At 54.4% G+C, this 15,469-nt stretch carries 14 protein-coding genes; all 14 read left to right on the top strand.

The window, feature by feature from the left end:
• Positions 1–125 (top strand): elongation factor Tu (gene tuf, locus KJ970_01190; GenBank protein ID MBU2689516.1); only part of this gene is annotated, 125 nt, incomplete at its 5' end.
• A gap of 51 nt (positions 126–176) precedes the next feature.
• Entirely contained in the window at positions 177–329 is a 153-nt protein-coding gene (rpmG, locus tag KJ970_01185; GenBank protein ID MBU2689515.1) for a 50S ribosomal protein L33, read from the top strand.
• A gap of 103 nt (positions 330–432) precedes the next feature.
• Entirely contained in the window at positions 433–621 is a 189-nt protein-coding gene (gene secE, locus KJ970_01180; GenBank protein MBU2689514.1) for a preprotein translocase subunit SecE, read from the top strand.
• Between the two features lie 87 nt (positions 622–708).
• Positions 709–1,239 (top strand): transcription termination/antitermination protein NusG, encoded by a 531-nt coding sequence (gene nusG, locus KJ970_01175; protein MBU2689513.1) that lies wholly within the window; start codon positions 709–711, stop codon positions 1,237–1,239.
• A 74-nt stretch (positions 1,240–1,313) separates the two neighbouring features.
• The gene (gene rplK, locus KJ970_01170) at positions 1,314–1,748 is read left to right on the top strand and encodes a 50S ribosomal protein L11 (GenBank protein MBU2689512.1); all 435 of its coding nucleotides are present in this window, start codon (positions 1,314–1,316) and stop codon (positions 1,746–1,748) included.
• 115 nt (positions 1,749–1,863) lie between these two features.
• On the top strand, positions 1,864–2,553 hold the full coding sequence (gene rplA / locus KJ970_01165; protein MBU2689511.1) for a 50S ribosomal protein L1: 690 nt from the start codon (positions 1,864–1,866) through the stop codon (positions 2,551–2,553).
• 14 nt (positions 2,554–2,567) lie between these two features.
• On the top strand, positions 2,568–3,089 hold the full coding sequence (rplJ, locus tag KJ970_01160; protein MBU2689510.1) for a 50S ribosomal protein L10: 522 nt from the start codon (positions 2,568–2,570) through the stop codon (positions 3,087–3,089).
• Positions 3,090–3,189: 100 nt separating this feature from the next.
• Positions 3,190–3,570: a 50S ribosomal protein L7/L12 gene (rplL, locus tag KJ970_01155; GenBank protein MBU2689509.1), complete on the top strand. Its 381-nt coding sequence runs from the start codon at positions 3,190–3,192 to the stop codon at positions 3,568–3,570.
• A gap of 120 nt (positions 3,571–3,690) precedes the next feature.
• Positions 3,691–7,530, top strand: a complete 3,840-nt coding sequence (gene rpoB, locus KJ970_01150) for a DNA-directed RNA polymerase subunit beta (GenBank protein ID MBU2689508.1) — start codon at positions 3,691–3,693, stop codon at positions 7,528–7,530.
• Positions 7,531–7,655: 125 nt separating this feature from the next.
• Positions 7,656–11,747, top strand: coding sequence for a DNA-directed RNA polymerase subunit beta' (rpoC, locus tag KJ970_01145; GenBank protein MBU2689507.1), 4,092 nt, complete (start codon positions 7,656–7,658; stop codon positions 11,745–11,747).
• 98 nt (positions 11,748–11,845) lie between these two features.
• Positions 11,846–12,220, top strand: a complete 375-nt coding sequence (rpsL, locus tag KJ970_01140; GenBank protein ID MBU2689506.1) for a 30S ribosomal protein S12 — start codon at positions 11,846–11,848, stop codon at positions 12,218–12,220.
• A 24-nt stretch (positions 12,221–12,244) separates the two neighbouring features.
• Entirely contained in the window at positions 12,245–12,715 is a 471-nt protein-coding gene (rpsG, locus tag KJ970_01135) for a 30S ribosomal protein S7 (GenBank protein MBU2689505.1), read from the top strand.
• A gap of 426 nt (positions 12,716–13,141) precedes the next feature.
• A complete protein-coding gene (fusA, locus tag KJ970_01130; protein ID MBU2689504.1) occupies positions 13,142–15,211 on the top strand; it encodes an elongation factor G in 2,070 nt (689 codons plus the stop codon).
• Positions 15,212–15,259: 48 nt separating this feature from the next.
• A partial coding sequence (tuf, locus tag KJ970_01125; GenBank protein MBU2689503.1) for an elongation factor Tu occupies positions 15,260–15,469 on the top strand: 210 nt, incomplete at its 3' end.

Here is a 15,469-nt window from a genome sequence, read left to right as displayed (position 1 = left end):
GCGATCATGTTGAGATTACAGGGCAATTGATCACCCCGATCGCCATGGAGAAGGAGCTGCGGTTCGCGATTCGTGAGGGCGGTCGCACGGTGGGTGCCGGCGTCGTCACCGAAATTATTGAGTAAGTTCACCTGAGAGTCGGTGTGACGAAGGCTTGATGGGGAGTAGGAGCCGTAATGCCGCGAGAACTTGTTATCCTTGCCTGTGGTGATTGCAAACGCCGCAATTACACAACGTTAAAGAACCGGCGGACGCATCCGGATCGGGTTGAGTTCAAGAAGTACTGTCCGTTTTGTCGGAAGCACACGCCTCACAAGGAATCTCGTTAAGGGGATTTCCTGAAACTGGCAAGAATCCGGACCGTATTCGACAAAATGAATGCGCCTCTGGATTTTGTTGAAGTCTAGGGATTGATCCTTGGGTAGGAGTTTCATGTCCAAGATTACTGAATTGAGGACCTTTATTAGTGAGGTCGCCGTAGAAAGCAAGAAAGTCACCTGGCCATCATGGGCAGACATGAAGGCCTCGACATGGGTGGTGATCATTGCCGTTTTCTTCATCACCTTCTTTATCTTTGTCGTGGATCAGATCGTCGGCCGCATCGTAGGTCTCGTTCTGTAAACCCCCGGTTAATGGAACGGCTGATGAAAGGGTGTGGTGGCGGTTAGAATGATCATAAAGGATCAACAGGAGCAGGATCTTAAGAATATGGCGAAGAATTGGTATGTTGTTCACACATATTCGGGTCATGAGGGGAAGGTTAGAGCCAACCTCGAACGTCTGATCCAATACAACCAGCTCCAAGATAAATTTGGTGAAATTCTTGTCGCCACCGAAGATTTCGCGGTTCTTAAAAATGGCAAGAAGACGGTTACTAAAAGGAAGACCTTCCCAAGTTACGTTTTGGTCGAAATGGAGTTGACAGAAGAAACACGAAATCTCGTTCAAGGTGTTCCCGGCGTGACTCATTTTGTTGGAGGAGACAAGTTTCCAGCGCCTCTTTCCGAGATGGAGGTCCGGCGCATCCGGGGTGAAGAGGTTCGTGAGCGTCGTCCGATCATGGCGGAAGCACCCTTCAAGGTCGGGGAAAGCGTCAAGGTCATCGACGGGCCGTTTGCCGACTTTGTCGGCACCGTCGATGAGATTAACTTGGAAAGAGGAAAACTACGTGTCATGGTCAGCATCTTCGGGCGGGCGACGCCCGTAGAGCTCGACTTTATGCAGGTTGCACCGATCTAATTGAGCTAGAGGGGGAGGGATTTCGGAAATCCCGCTTACCCCAAAACTTAAGCAGATGTGACTGGGAGATATTCATGGCGAAGAAAGAAGCGGTAGCCTTCATCAAACTTCATATTCCCGCAGGCGCGGCCAACCCTGCACCTCCGGTGGGTCCGGCACTGGGCACCCACCAGGTCAATATTATGGAGTTCTGCAAGGCGTTTAACGCACAGACGCAGGACAAATCGGGTCTCATTATCCCGGTCGTCATCTCGGTCTACAAAGATCGATCTTTCAGTTTCATAACAAAGAGTCCTCCAGCTTCGATTCTTCTCAAGAAGGCGGCGAATCTGGCCAAGGGCTCCGGCGAGCCGAATCGGAACAAGGTTGGCACGGTCACGCGCCAGCAGCTCCGTGAGATCGCTGAACAGAAGCAGGAAGATCTCAATGCCGCGTCCATCGAGGCGGCAATGAGGATGATCGAGGGCACAGGGCGCAGCATGGGTATCGAGATCTTAGAGGAATCTTAAGATCTCCGACGATTCCCGGTGCGGGCGGCGCCGAGCCCATTTTTCCATATGCAATAACTATAAAAGAGTTTGACGGAGGCGAAGAGGACCACTTCACCACTCTGGGGAGCAGAAGATGAAGCACGGTAAGAGATATAAGACCATCGTTGAAGAGAGAGCCAAATCCAACGGACCTCTCGTGTTGGAAAAAGCGATGGAATTCGCCAAGACGAATGCGAAAGCCAAATTTGATGAGACGATGGAGGTCTCCATCCGCTTGGGCGTGAACCCGAAGTATACCGATCAGATGGTCAGGGGAACCGTGGTTCTTCCGCATGGGACCGGTAAGACGGTGAGGGTGCTGGTCCTTGCCAAGGGTGAGAAGGTTACCGAGGCGGAACAAGCCGGCGCAGATTTCGTGGGGAACGACGAATTGATCAAGAAGATCCAGGGCGGATGGCTCGATTTCGATCGGGTTGTTTCGACACCGGACATGATGGGTAGTGTCGGCAAATTGGGAAAGATTCTCGGTCCCCGTGGTTTGATGCCAAGCCCCAAGGCCGGAACGGTGACATTTGATGTCGCGAAAGCGGTTGAGGAAGTAAAGAGCGGAAAGATCGAGTTCAAGGTGGATAAGGGCGGAAATCTTCACGTCCCGACCGGGAAGGCTTCTTTCGATACTTCTAAGCTCGTCGAAAACACCCGGGCTTTTCTTACGGAGGTCCTGCGCTTAAGACCATCCGCCGCAAAGGGCCAATACATCCGGACGGTCACCATTTCTTCCACGATGGGTCCCGGCGTGCGTGTGGATCTGTCGGATATCTAAGGGGAATTAAGGCGATGCTGAAAAGAGCAGATAAAGAGAAGAAGGTCGATGAAATCGTGGCCGTTCTGAAGTCCGCCAAGGGAGTTTATCTCGCTGACTACTCCGGGATGGACGTCGCGACGATTACCGAGTTGCGCCAGATATGCCGAAAGGCGGGCATCCGGTTTGAGGTGATAAAGAACACCCTCGGGCGATTTGCCGCCGAGAAATTGGAGATCCACGATCTACCTGCCTATTTTAAGGGTCCCAATGCGTTGGCGACATCCGAAACCGATGAGGTCGCTCCGGCTCGCGTGCTGACCGATTTTGCGAAGGAGCATAAGGGTCCGGAGGTCAAAGTTGCTTTTGTAGAAGGGAAGATTTTTGAAGCGGAGGAGATCAAGACCCTGGCCAGTCTCCCGCCGAGAGATATACTTCTCAGCAATTTCCTGAGGGCTATCCAAGGAACGCTGACGCAGTTTGTGTCGGTCCTAAAGGCCCCATTGCGTGATCTGGCCAACGTCTTGGACCAGGTGGCGAAGAGTCGCAACAGCTGAGGCGAATGACGCGCGGAAGCTGTTGTGGGGTGGCCATCCCCAGGGATTGCCACTCATGCATTATCGAGTACATCCTATCGCTTAGATGGAGGAGGAAGTCATGTCGGAGTCTACGATCACGAAGGACGATGTCTTAGGCTGGATTCGCAATGCCTCGATGATGGAGGTTTCCACCTTAGTTAAAGAGATCGAAGAAGAGTTTGGTGTTACGGCCGCCGCTCCCATGGCGATGGTCGCCGGTCCCGCCGCTGCGGCCGCCGAGGAAGAGCAGACTGAGTTTAACGTCATTCTTTCCGCTGTCGGAAACCAGAAGATCCAGGTCATCAAGGTCGTCCGTACGATCACGGATCTGGGCTTGAAGGAAGCCAAGGCGCTGGTTGACTCAGCTCCCAAGGCGGTTAAGGAAGCCGTGGACAAGGAAGAGGCCGAGAAGATCAAGGCCCAACTCGAAGAAGTCGGCGCTACCGTTGAGATCAAGTAGTAAAGATCGAGTCATCACGGCCTTGGTTCTGACACAGGACACTCACTCGCGCCTCGGGGATGAATCCTTGGGGTTCCCGGTCTTTGAAATGGAGGCATGATGCCATCGACCATCAAGTCCATGCGCAGCTTTTCCAAGATTGACAAAGATTGGGAGCTGGAGCTCCCCAACCTTCTGGCTGTACAGCTTCAATCTTTTGATAAGTTTCTTCAGAAGGACACCCTTCCGGAGGACCGAAGAAGGATGGGGCTGCAGGAAGTCTTTACGACCATTTTCCCCATCGAGGACAGCCGCGGGCTTTTCTCGCTGGAGTTTGTCTCCTATAGCTTGGGGCAACCGAAATATACGGTTGAGGAGTGCCAGGAGCGCGACCTTACCTATTCGGTTCCCCTAAAAGTTAAGCTCCGGTTGAGAGTTCGTGAGGATGTTGATGGCAAGAAGGTGGAGAAGGAGATCCTGGAACCTCAGGAGGTCTATCTTGGCGAATTGCCGCTGATCACCGATAAAGGCACCTTTGTCATTAATGGAGCGGAGCGGGTCATCGTCAGTCAGCTCCACCGGTCCCCCGGTGTCTTTTTTGATCAGTCGATCCACCCCAATGGGAAGCGCCTGTTTTCCGCACGGATTATTCCGTATAGGGGATCGTGGGTGGAGTTCAGCCTGGATGTTAAAGATATCCTCTATGTTCATATCGACCGGAAGCGAAAGTTGCCGGCAACGACCTTGTTGCGCGCTCTCGGTATCGTGACGGACAAAGATATCCTTGATCTCTTCTATCCGGTCGAGACGGTTCAGCTCGCGGGACCCCGCTCCAAGAAAATGAAGAGTCTTGTTGGTCGCGTCGCCGCAGAGGATATCGTTGATCCTGAAACGGGCGAGATCCTGCTCGAGGTCAACGAGCAGATCAAAGATGAAGAGGTTCTGAAACGGATTCATAAGGCTGTCGGCGGGGCGGAGAACGCCATCAAGGTCTATACGCTTCCTGAAGAGGAAGATGCCGACGTCATTCGCAAGACGATGGAAAAGGATCCCGCAAAGAGCGAGGAACAAGCACTTGCGAAAATCTACAATCTTATCCGGCCCGGTGAAAGCCCAAGGTTTGAGGCGGCGAGAGAGATCCTCGTTCGGCTCTTCTTTAATCCCAAACGATATGATCTAGGGAAGGTCGGACGTTATAAGCTTAACCGGAAGCTCTTCCACAAAAAGCTTCTTGGTCCTGAAGAACGAATGAAGCGGTTTGACTTTGCGCCCCCCGGCGACGAGATCACCACACTGAGCAAAGAAGACTTCATCGCGATCCTCAAGTACCTCCTCCTCTTGAGGACGGGTGATGAGGAGATGGGCTTTGTTGATACGGATGATATTGATCATCTCGGAAATCGAAGAGTCCGATCAGTGGGTGAGCTGCTGTCGAAGGAGTTTAATACGGGCTTGGCTCGTATGGCGCGCATCATTCGCGAGAGAATGAGTTTGCAGGATCCCGAGGGCGTGAACGCCACAGACTTTATCAATGCGCGGACTGTCTCGGCGGCTATTCAGAGCTTTTTCGGATCGAGCCAGTTGAGCCAGTTCATGGATCAAACGAATCCGCTGGCGGAGCTGACACATAAACGGAGGCTCAGCGCCCTGGGACCGGGTGGATTGACCCGCGAGCGGGCGGGGTTCGAAGTCCGGGATGTTCATTATACCCACTATGGCCGGATGTGCCCCATTGAAACCCCGGAAGGCCCGAACATCGGTCTGATCAGCAGTCTTGCCAGCTACGCCCGCGTGAATGACTTGGGTTTCCTGGAAACGCCCTACCGGATTGTAAAAAAGGGCATTGTCACGCGGGAGCTCGAATATATTGCCGCCGACACCGAAGACGATATTGTCATCGCTCAGGCGAATGAGCCGATCGATGCGAACGGCAAATTCCTGAATGAGAGCATCAGCTGCCGGCATCGCGGTGAATTTCCGATGAAGGACCCGAAAGACGTGGTCCTGATGGATGTTTCCCCGCTACAGACGGTGAGTCCGGCCGCGGCGCTGATTCCTTTCCTCGAGCATGATGACGCGAATCGCGCTCTGATGGGATCTAACATGCAACGCCAGGCGGTGCCCCTCCTCAAGACCGAGGCGCCGCTGGTTGGGACCGGGTTGGAAGGGAAAGTCGCGCGCGATTCAGGAGCGGTTTTATTGGCGCGGCGCGGCGGTAAGGTGGAGTGGGTTACGAGTGAAAGCATCGCGATTCGTTTCAATCCTTCCGAAGCCGATCCGACGGACGAGTTCTCCAAATTCCGGGGACTCGATGTTTATACATTAACCAAGTTCAAGCGTTCAAACCAGGACACCTGTATTAATCAAAGACCCACGGTTGTCAAAGACCAGGTGGTCGAGGCGGGTGCGCCGATCGCCGACGGGCCGGCAACGGCTCAGGGCCAAATCGCTCTGGGCGCCAATATCCTGGTCGCCTTCATGCCATGGGGCGGATACAACTTTGAGGATGCTATCCTGGCCAGCGAGGGCCTTATAAAAAACGATATTTTTTCCTCGATACATATCGAGGAATTTGAACTCCAGGTCCGGGATACCAAACGGGGGATGGAAGAAATCACGCGTGAAATCCCCAATGTCGGTGAAGACGCCCTCAAGTTTCTCGATGAGGACGGGATCATTACCGTTGGATCGTGGGTTCGGGCCGGCGACATCCTCGTCGGCAAAGTGACGCCGAAGGGTGAGAGCGACCTGACCCCGGAAGAAAGACTTCTCAGGGCCATCTTCGGCGAGAAAGCCGGTGATGTCAGAGACGCAAGTCTCAAAGCCCCTCCAGGAATGGAAGGGGTCGTCATTGACATTAAGGTTTTCTCCCGTAAGGAGAAAGACGAGACTGCGAAGAAACAGGAACGCCGGAAAACCGAACGATTCCGCCGTCTCGCCCGCAAAGAGATACAGCAGATTCATCAGAGCCGGAACGAAGGGTTGGCTTCTCTTTTGAACGGCCAAGTTCTTGAACGGATCCAATCGCCGGACGGCGAGATGCTTTTCCGTGCCGGACGCAAGGGCTCGGACGATATGTTCAAGGACTTTGAATTCAACACCATCTTGTACCGTTCGCCGGTAGCCAAAGAGACCAAAATAAATGATCGATTCTGGCAGATCATGGATGCCGCCCGGGACGCCATTGAGCGCGTCGATAGAGACCTTGAGAAGGAGATCGAAAAAGTCAGCCGTGGCGATGAACTTCCTCCCGGCGTCGTGAAGCTTGTTAAGGTCTTTGTGGCCAAGAAGCGCAAGCTTTCCGTCGGTGACAAGATGGCCGGACGGCACGGCAACAAGGGTGTTGTCTCCAAGATTCTACCCGAAGAGGATATGCCCTACCTGCCCGATGGGACACCCGTACAAATCGTTCTCAATCCAATGGGCGTTCCTAGCCGTATGAATATCGGGCAAATCCTGGAAACGCACCTCGGCTGGGCGGCCCAAAAGCTCAATATTCAAACACAAACACCGGTCTTCGCAGGCGCCACAGTGGAGGAGATTAAAGAGACCCTCCGTGAAGCCGGGCTGCCGGAAGACGGCAAGATCGAGTTGTACGACGGCCGCACGGGCGACAGGTTTCATGAGCGTGTCACGGTGGGACAGATCTATATGATGAAACTTTCCCACTTAGTCGACGACAAGATCCACGCCAGGTCGATCGGGCCCTATTCACTCGTCACGCAGCAGCCGCTGGGCGGTAAGGCCCAGTTCGGCGGTCAGCGCTTCGGCGAGATGGAAGTCTGGGCGCTCGAGGCCTACGGAGCGGCTTATACATTGCAGGAACTTCTCACGGTGAAGTCCGATGACGTAGAGGGACGGTCTCGAATGTACGAGGCCATCGTCAAGGGCGATAATCCACCGGAGCCAGGCGTGCCCGAGTCGTTTAACGTTTTGGTTCGAGAACTGAAAAGTCTTTGTTTGGATGTTCAGTTTGAGTAGCGCCCACCGGGCCTGAGTGGTTTTTTGGTCCTACCCTAATCCCGAAACAAGGAGGGAGACCCAGCATGCAGGAATCCACCGATTTCAGGGTTCCCAGCGCAAGACCCGAAACACCGCTGATGGCGATGCGGGGGGAGGGAAGGGAGACGCGGCGGAAGTTTGATTTTTCTACGATTCGAATCAGTCTTGCCTCACCGGAGACGATTCGCTCGTGGTCCCACGGCGAAGTTCTTAAGCCGGAGACAATAAACTACCGCACCTTTAAACCCGAGCGGGATGGTCTGTTCTGCGAAAAGATTTTTGGTCCCGTGAAGGACTGGCATTGCAGTTGCGGGCGCTACAAGATGATCCGCTATCGCGGCGTCGTCTGTGACAAATGCCAGGTCGAGGTGACACGGTCGAGTGTCCGTCGTGAACGAATGGGTCATATCGAGCTGGCCGTTCCCGTCGCGCATATCTGGTATTTCAAAGGAGTCCCCAGCCGGATCGGGCACCTCTTGGATATGTCGGTGCGCGAGCTGGAGCGCATCCTTTATTACGAATCGTACGTCATCATCGAACCGGGAAACTCAGGTTATAAAGAAAAGGACCTCATCCAAGAGGACGAATATCAACGTCTCATGCAGGATGAGAGTATCCATATCGAAGCGATGATGGGCGCTGAAGCGGTTCGAAAACTGCTCCAGAAATTGGAGTTGGAAGAGCTGTCCAACGAACTTCGTACCCGCGTTCGATTGGAGACATCGGCTCAACGGAAGAAAGACACCTTAAAGCGGCTCAAGATCGTCGAGGCTTTCCGCAAGAGCGGCAATAAGCCCGAATGGATGATTTTGGAAGCGGTGCCCACCCTTCCTCCCGACCTGCGGCCTCTGGTGCCCCTGGAAGGCGGCCGGTTCGCGACATCCGATTTGAACGATCTTTATCGCCGGGTGATTAACCGGAATAACCGGTTGAAGAAGCTCATGGAAATCCGTGCCCCGGAGGTCATTCTCCGAAATGAGAGGCGGATGCTCCAGGAGGCGGTTGACGCCCTCTTTGACAATGGCCGCCGCGCGCGTGCCGTGCGGGGACAAGGCAACCGCCCCCTCAAGTCACTATCCGACATGCTTAAAGGCAAGCAGGGACGTTTCCGCCAAAACCTATTGGGCAAGCGGGTCGATTATTCGGGCCGTTCCGTTATTGTTGTCGGGCCCGAACTTCGATTGCATCAATGCGGCATACCTCAGAGTATGGCCCTTGAATTGTTCAAGCCCTTTATCATCCGACGTCTTGAGGAGTCCGGACAAACGGTCAAGAGCGCAAAGCGCCTTGTCGAGCGCGAACGTCCTGAAGTGTGGGAGATCCTGAGTGAGATTGTTAAAGATCACCCGGTTCTTCTCAACCGCGCGCCGACACTGCACCGTCTCGGTATCCAAGCTTTCCAGCCGGTTTTGGTGGAAGGCAAGGCGATCAGGATTCACCCTCTGGTTTGCACCGCATTCAACGCCGACTTTGACGGCGATCAGATGGCGGTGCACATCCCGCTCTCCTTTGTGGCTCAGATTGAGGCGAAGGAGTTGATCATGGCGACCCAAAATATCCTCTCGCCGGCCAGTGGGCGCCCGCTGGCGACGCCGAGTCAGGATATTGTTTTGGGATGCAACTACTTGACAAGGCCGAAATCGAATACGAAGGGCACGGGGATGATCTTCTCCAGTCCTGATGAGGTTCGAATCGCCCATGATCACGAGGTCGTTGAGCTGCACGCCCGGATCAAGTGCCGGATCAAGGGCAAGTTGGTCAACACAACAGTGGGGATTGTTCTCTTTAACGAAATTTTTCCTGAGGAATTGGGATTCGTCAACAAGACGTTTGACAAAAAATCTCTGGAAAACCTAGTTGCCTATTCCTTCCGAAAACTGGGAAAGAAACGCACGGCGCAGTTCCTGGACGATCTCAAAGATATGGGTTTCGCCTTTGCGACACGCGCGGGTCTGACGGTCGGAATCGATGATTTGGTTGTCCCGCCGGAAAAGACAGTTATTGTCGGCAAGGCGCAGGAAGAGGTCAACCGGATTAACGAGCAGTGGCGTCGCGGCGCCATGACGGGGGCCGAGCGGCACAACCGCATCACCGATATCTGGACGCGCGCCCGGAACGAGGTTGAGGATGTCACGATCGAAGGGCTTAGGAAAGTCGGGCACGGCTTCAACCCCATCGCGCTGATGGCCGATTCCGGCGCCCGAGGCAGCAAAGAGCAGATCCGGCAGCTTTGCGGTATGCGCGGCCTCATGGCCAAGCCCCAAAAGAAAGTGACCGGTGGAGCCGGCGAGGTCATCGAACAGCCGGTTCTCAGGAATTTTAAAGAAGGACTGACGGTTCTCGAGTACTTCATCTCGACACACGGCGCCCGCAAGGGTCTGGCCGACACGGCGCTTAAAACCGCCGATGCCGGGTACCTCACCCGCCGCCTTGTCGATGTCGCGCAGGATGTGATTATCACCGAGCACGATTGCGGCACCATCCGTAGTCTTGAGAAATCAGTTCTAAAGGATGGGGAGGAGATTGTTGAACCGTTGAAGGATCGTATCCTCGGGCGTGTCGCCGGTGAGGATGTCTATGATCCCAAGACGGATGAACTCGTCGTCGAAGCCGGGCAGCTCGTGACCGAGGATCTGGCCGACATGATCGAGGAAACAGCTGTCGAGAAGGTTCCGGTACGCTCCGTTCTCACCTGCGAATCCCGCCGGGGTGTTTGCGCGATGTGCTATGGCGCTGATCTCAGCACCCGCAAGCTCGTCTCCGAGGGGGAGGCGGTCGGTGTCATCGCCGCCCAGTCGATCGGTGAGCCGGGCACTCAGTTGACCCTCAGAACCTTCCACATCGGTGGCGCGGCCTCCTTGATCGTCGAGCAGAGCAAGGTGACCGCCCGGTGTACGGGAACGGTTCATTATGAGGGATTGAAGATTGTCGAGCGCCGGGATGGGACCTTCGTCAATGTCGTACCCCGGAACGGGGAGCTGATTCTTCGGGATGAAGCGGGATTTATCCGCGATCGATTCCGCATCCGGCTGGGGACCGTCCTACGCGTGATGGACGGCCAGTCGGTTGAAGAGAATCAGGAGCTCTTTGAGTGGGATACCTATAATACGCCGATCGTCACGACAAACAGCGGAACTGTCCGATTTGTCGATATTCGGGACCGCGTCACCCTCCAAGAGCAGGTCGACGAAACGACCAAGAAGCGTGAGATGGTAATCGTTGAAGACAAGAATAAGAAACTTCAGCCCCAGATCGAGATCATCGGCGTTGGTGGCAAGATCGAGACCTATTATCCTCCGAGTGGCGCCCGTTTGGTGGTCCGAAATGGTCAGAAGGTAGATGCCGGTGAGGTCCTGGCGAAAATCCGCCGTGAGGCGACCCGAACCCGGGACATTACCGGGGGTCTGCCGCGCGTTTCCGAGCTCGTGGAGGCTCGTAAGCCGAAGGACCAAGCCACGATCAGCGATATTGACGGCGTTGTGAAATGGGGCAAGATTACGCGCGGTCAGCGGAAGATCCTGGTGGAAAACCCAGAGGTGGGTGAACCACAAGAATATCTTATCCCGACCAGCCGCCACATCCTCGTCCAAAATGGCGATTATGTCCGGGCTGGTGAACGGTTGACCGAGGGTGCGGTGAATCCTCACGACATCCTTAAGATTAAGGGTATCAAAGAAGTAGAGGATTATCTCGTCGACGAGACCCAGGAGGTCTACCGGGTTCAGGGTGTACGGATTGATGACAAACATATCGAACTGATCGTCCGGCAGATGCTTCAGAAAGTCAGCATCGAGGATCCTGGCGATGCGCAGTTCCTGGAAGGGGATTTGGTTGATCGGAGTGAGCTCGAGGAGGAGCAGGCCCGGGTCTCAGCCGAGGGTGGAACCCCAGCAACTCACCGGCCGCTTCTTCTGGGGATAACGAAGGCAAGTCTCTCTACCAGCAGCTTCGTTGCAGCCGCTTCATTCCAAGAAACGACGAGGATTCTCACCGATGCCGCCATCCGGGGCGCGGTGGATCTCCTGCGGGGGTTGAAGGAGAATGTCGCGATCGGCGCTCTCATTCCCGCCGGGACCGGCCGGAAGGAATATCGCAATATTACCGCGGTTCCTATAGATGGTGTTGAAGAAGAGGATGAAGAATTCCTCGCCATGGAGAATGAAGTGGAGTCAACCTCAACGGCTCTTGAAAACTAGGGGTTGACGATTTATAGGCCGAAGCGTATGATCCAAATTCTGTGCGCCGTAAAGGAGATCTTCTCCTCTACGTCCATGTGTCAAGGGGGTTTCAAGACGTGCCGACTCTAAATCAACTGGTCCGGAAAGGCCGGAAAGTAATCTTGAAGAAGAACTCTGCGCCGGCCCTGAAGGCCTGTCCGCAGAAACGGGGTGTGTGTACGCGTGTCTACACAACCACACCCAAAAAACCAAATTCGGCCCTACGGAAAGTCGCGCGTGTCCGTTTGACAAATAAGATGGAAGTCACCGCCTATATCCCGGGCGAAGGCCACAATCTCCAAGAGCACAGCGTGGTGATGATTCGTGGCGGACGTGTTAAGGATCTTCCCGGTGTTCGATATCACATCGTGCGCGGGACATTGGACGCCAGTGGCGTTGATGGGCGTACTCAGAGCCGCTCGAAATACGGAACGAAACGGCCGAAGAAGTAATTCGATTGTAGAGGAATATAAGGGATGCCACGGCGAGCCAAAATTCAGCGACGGGATTTATTACCAGATCCAAGATATAACAATGTGATGATCACGCGCTTCATTAATTGTCTTATGAGGCGTGGCAAACGGAGTGTCGCAGAGCAGATCCTTTACGGGGCCATTGATATTATTGAAGACAAGACGAAACAAGATGGATTGACGGTCTTCAAACAAGCGATTAATAATGTCAAGCCGCAGCTCGAGGTCAAAAGCCGCCGGGTTGGTGGTGCGACGTATCAGGTTCCTGTTGAAGTAAAGCCTGAGCGCAAAATGGCGCTGGCGCTTCGATGGTTGATTAATTTCTCGAAAGCCCGGGCCGGTGGTTCGATGAGAGACAAGCTCGCGGCTGAAATGATGGCGGCTGCCAAAAACGAAGGCGCCTCGATCAAGAAGAGGGATGACACCCACCGGATGGCGGAAGCCAATAAGGCTTTCTCCCACTACCGGTTCTAGGTGTCACAACCGCCCCCTGAATCTTGGGGGCCTATCATGGGGAGATTGGTTCGGCTGGACGCCCTACCGGCCGAAAGAACAAAAACCGATCTGGCCTTTTAAAGGCTGTGGAACCCACAAGAAGAAAAGCTTGAGAGTTCCGCTCCCAGAAGGTTGACGGAGCATCTGAGGGACTTGCCGGTGTCTTATCGGTAAGCATTTATCGGGCCACTGGTCGATCCGACCATCCGTCAGCCCTGATCTCCGGGATATAAACACCGGAGAGACTGGTCCGGAAAAGCTTGAAGCCTAACCATAGTCTGGTCGGCTATTCAAAGGCGAGGTCGTGGTCTTGCGAACCGGGGCGGGATCTGTGTTTCGCAAGAGCGACGGGCGGGTCTGTACGCCCGTTTTGAGACCCATTTTGAGGAGAAGAGCACGGTTGTCATGGATCTAGGTCTCATTCGAAATATCGGCATCGCCGCACATATTGATGCCGGGAAAACCACTCTTTCCGAGAGAGTCTTGTACTTTACGGGCAAGGTTCACCGGATGGGAGAGGTCCATGACGGCGCCGCAACCATGGACTGGATGGTGCAGGAGCGGGAGCGGGGTATTACTATATCGTCCGCCGCGACATCTGCATTCTGGAAAAAGCACCAGATTAACATTATAGACACCCCCGGCCATGTCGATTTCACCGTAGAAGTTGAACGATCTCTCCGCGTTATGGATGGTGTGGTGGCCGTCTTCTGCGCTGTCGGCGGCGTCGAACCCCAATCCGAGACGGTGTGGCGCCAGGCCGACAAGTATGAAATTCCCCGTATCGCTTTTGTCAATAAGATGGATCGCACCGGCGCTGATTTTGAACATGTTGTGGAGATGATGCGGGAGAGATTGGGGGCGCATCCGGTTCCCCTTACCATGCCTGTTTTCTTGGGCGAAATTTTCTATGGCCTTATTGATCTCGTGGAAATGAAGCAACTCACCTATGTCGACGAAGCGGGAATCCCTACCTTTAACAAAACTGAAATCCCGAACGATCTCGCCGATGAAGCTTACAGCCGCAGAGATCACCTCGTGGAAGAGATGTCAGGCTACGACGATGAGCTGATGACGCTTTATCTGGACGGCGCCGACATCCCTGAAGTCCTCTTGAAGCGGGCGATCCGGAAAGCCACGATGGATAACAAAATCACACCGGTTCTCTGCGGCGCCGCCTATCGGAACAAAGGTGTTCGGAAACTGCTTGATGCGGTCATCGATTATCTTCCGTCTCCAGGCGATATCCCTGCCGTTAAAGGCGAGAACCCAAAGACGTTGGAAGTGGAGCTTCGCGAACCTGATGCCGCGGCTCCTTTCAGCGGGATGGTCTTTAAAATTCAGGCCGATCCCTATGTTGGGAAGCTGGCCTTTGTTCGGATTTACTCGGGAACATTGAAAACGGGTGAGACGTTGTGGAACTCATCCTGCGAGATCCGCCAGCGGGTCGGGCGTATCCTCGAAATGCATGCCAATAACAGGATCGAGAAATCCGAAGTCGGTCCCGGGGAGATCGCAGCGATTGTCGGATTGGCCAAGGCCCACACCGGCGATACGATTTGTGATCCCGATCATCCCATCATTTTAGAGGGAATGCAGTTCCCCGAACCTGTCATTGAAGTGTCCATCAAACCACTGAGCCAAAAAGATCAGGATAGGCTGGGACTGGCTCTCGACCGGCTCGCTGATGAGGATCCGACGTTCCGTGTCAAAGTGGATCCCGAAACAAGTCAAACCATCATTGCCGGAATGGGTGAGCTTCATCTCGAGATTTTGGTGGATCGGCTGGCGCGTGAATTCAATACCCGGTGCGAGGTGGGCCAACCTGAGGTTTCATATCGCGAGACGATCACCAGATCTATTAAAAAACGCACCCGGCTTGTAAAGCAAACCGGTGGAAAAGGGATGTTTGCGGATATCACTCTCGAGGTCGAACCGACGGCGCCCGGGGAAGGGTTTATTTGGGAAAACAAGATTATCGGCGGGGCGATTCCCACCGAGTACATCCCAGCCATTGAACGGGGTATCATTGAAGCGATGGCGGGAGGTGTTTCAGCCGGATTTCCCGTCGTCGATGTGAAGGTCCGGTTGGTTGACGGAAAACATCATCCGGTTGATTCATCGGATATGGCGTTTCGTATCGCCGGATCGATGGCCTTCAAAGAAGCTGTAAGTGCGGCAAGCCCTGTGCTGTTGGAGCCGGTCATGGATGTGGAAGTTACCGTACCCTCGGCATCCTTGGGTGATGTTATCGGCGACCTCACATCCCGGCGCGGCCGGATCGGCGGCATTATTGAACGGAACGGAGCGCAGACGATTGCCGCTTCCGTGCCACTGCAAGCAATGTTCGGTTATTCCACGAGTCTACGGTCAATGACACAGGGGCGTGGAATATATTCAATGCAATTCGCGAGATATGAGTCGGTGCCCCAAGAGGTCGCGACACAAATTCTGCGTCAGCGGGGAGCCGCCTGACGGGCGGAACTCTTGGGACGATGTCCTTGCTGTAGGGGGGATTGAAGGATGGCCAAGGCGAAGTTTGAGCGGACGAAGCCGCACGTGAACGTCGGAACGATCGGGCACGTGGATCATGGAAAGACAACACTAACGTCGGCGATCACGATGTATTTGGCGAAGACGGGGCAGGCGGAAGTACGTTCCTTCGACAGTATTGATAAAGCGCCGGAAGAGAAGGCGCGAGGTATTACGATTGCGACAGCGCACGTCGAGTAT

The sequence above is a fragment of the Candidatus Eisenbacteria bacterium genome, assembly GCA_018831195.1.
Taxonomy (GTDB): domain Bacteria; phylum Eisenbacteria; class RBG-16-71-46; order CAIMUX01; family JAHJDP01; genus JAHJDP01.
The sequence above is the reverse complement of the archived record's forward strand: the minus strand, read 5'-3'. Positions and strand labels throughout refer to the sequence as shown.

What these genes read in the sequence shown, in the direction of transcription:
- nusG (MBU2689513.1), top strand. Translation starts at nt 709, where the DNA reads ATGGCGAAGAATTGGTATGTTGTTCACACATATTCGGGTCATGAGGGG.
- rpsG (MBU2689505.1), top strand. Translation starts at nt 12,245, where the DNA reads ATGCCACGGCGAGCCAAAATTCAGCGACGGGATTTATTACCAGATCCA.
- rplK (MBU2689512.1), top strand. Translation starts at nt 1,314, where the DNA reads ATGGCGAAGAAAGAAGCGGTAGCCTTCATCAAACTTCATATTCCCGCA.
- secE (MBU2689514.1), top strand. Translation starts at nt 433, where the DNA reads ATGTCCAAGATTACTGAATTGAGGACCTTTATTAGTGAGGTCGCCGTA.
- rpmG (MBU2689515.1), top strand. Translation starts at nt 177, where the DNA reads ATGCCGCGAGAACTTGTTATCCTTGCCTGTGGTGATTGCAAACGCCGC.
- rpoC (MBU2689507.1), top strand. Translation starts at nt 7,656, where the DNA reads ATGCGGGGGGAGGGAAGGGAGACGCGGCGGAAGTTTGATTTTTCTACG.
- rpoB (MBU2689508.1), top strand. Translation starts at nt 3,691, where the DNA reads ATGCGCAGCTTTTCCAAGATTGACAAAGATTGGGAGCTGGAGCTCCCC.
- rplL (MBU2689509.1), top strand. Translation starts at nt 3,190, where the DNA reads ATGTCGGAGTCTACGATCACGAAGGACGATGTCTTAGGCTGGATTCGC.
- rplJ (MBU2689510.1), top strand. Translation starts at nt 2,568, where the DNA reads ATGCTGAAAAGAGCAGATAAAGAGAAGAAGGTCGATGAAATCGTGGCC.
- rplA (MBU2689511.1), top strand. Translation starts at nt 1,864, where the DNA reads ATGAAGCACGGTAAGAGATATAAGACCATCGTTGAAGAGAGAGCCAAA.
- fusA (MBU2689504.1), top strand. Translation starts at nt 13,142, where the DNA reads ATGGATCTAGGTCTCATTCGAAATATCGGCATCGCCGCACATATTGAT.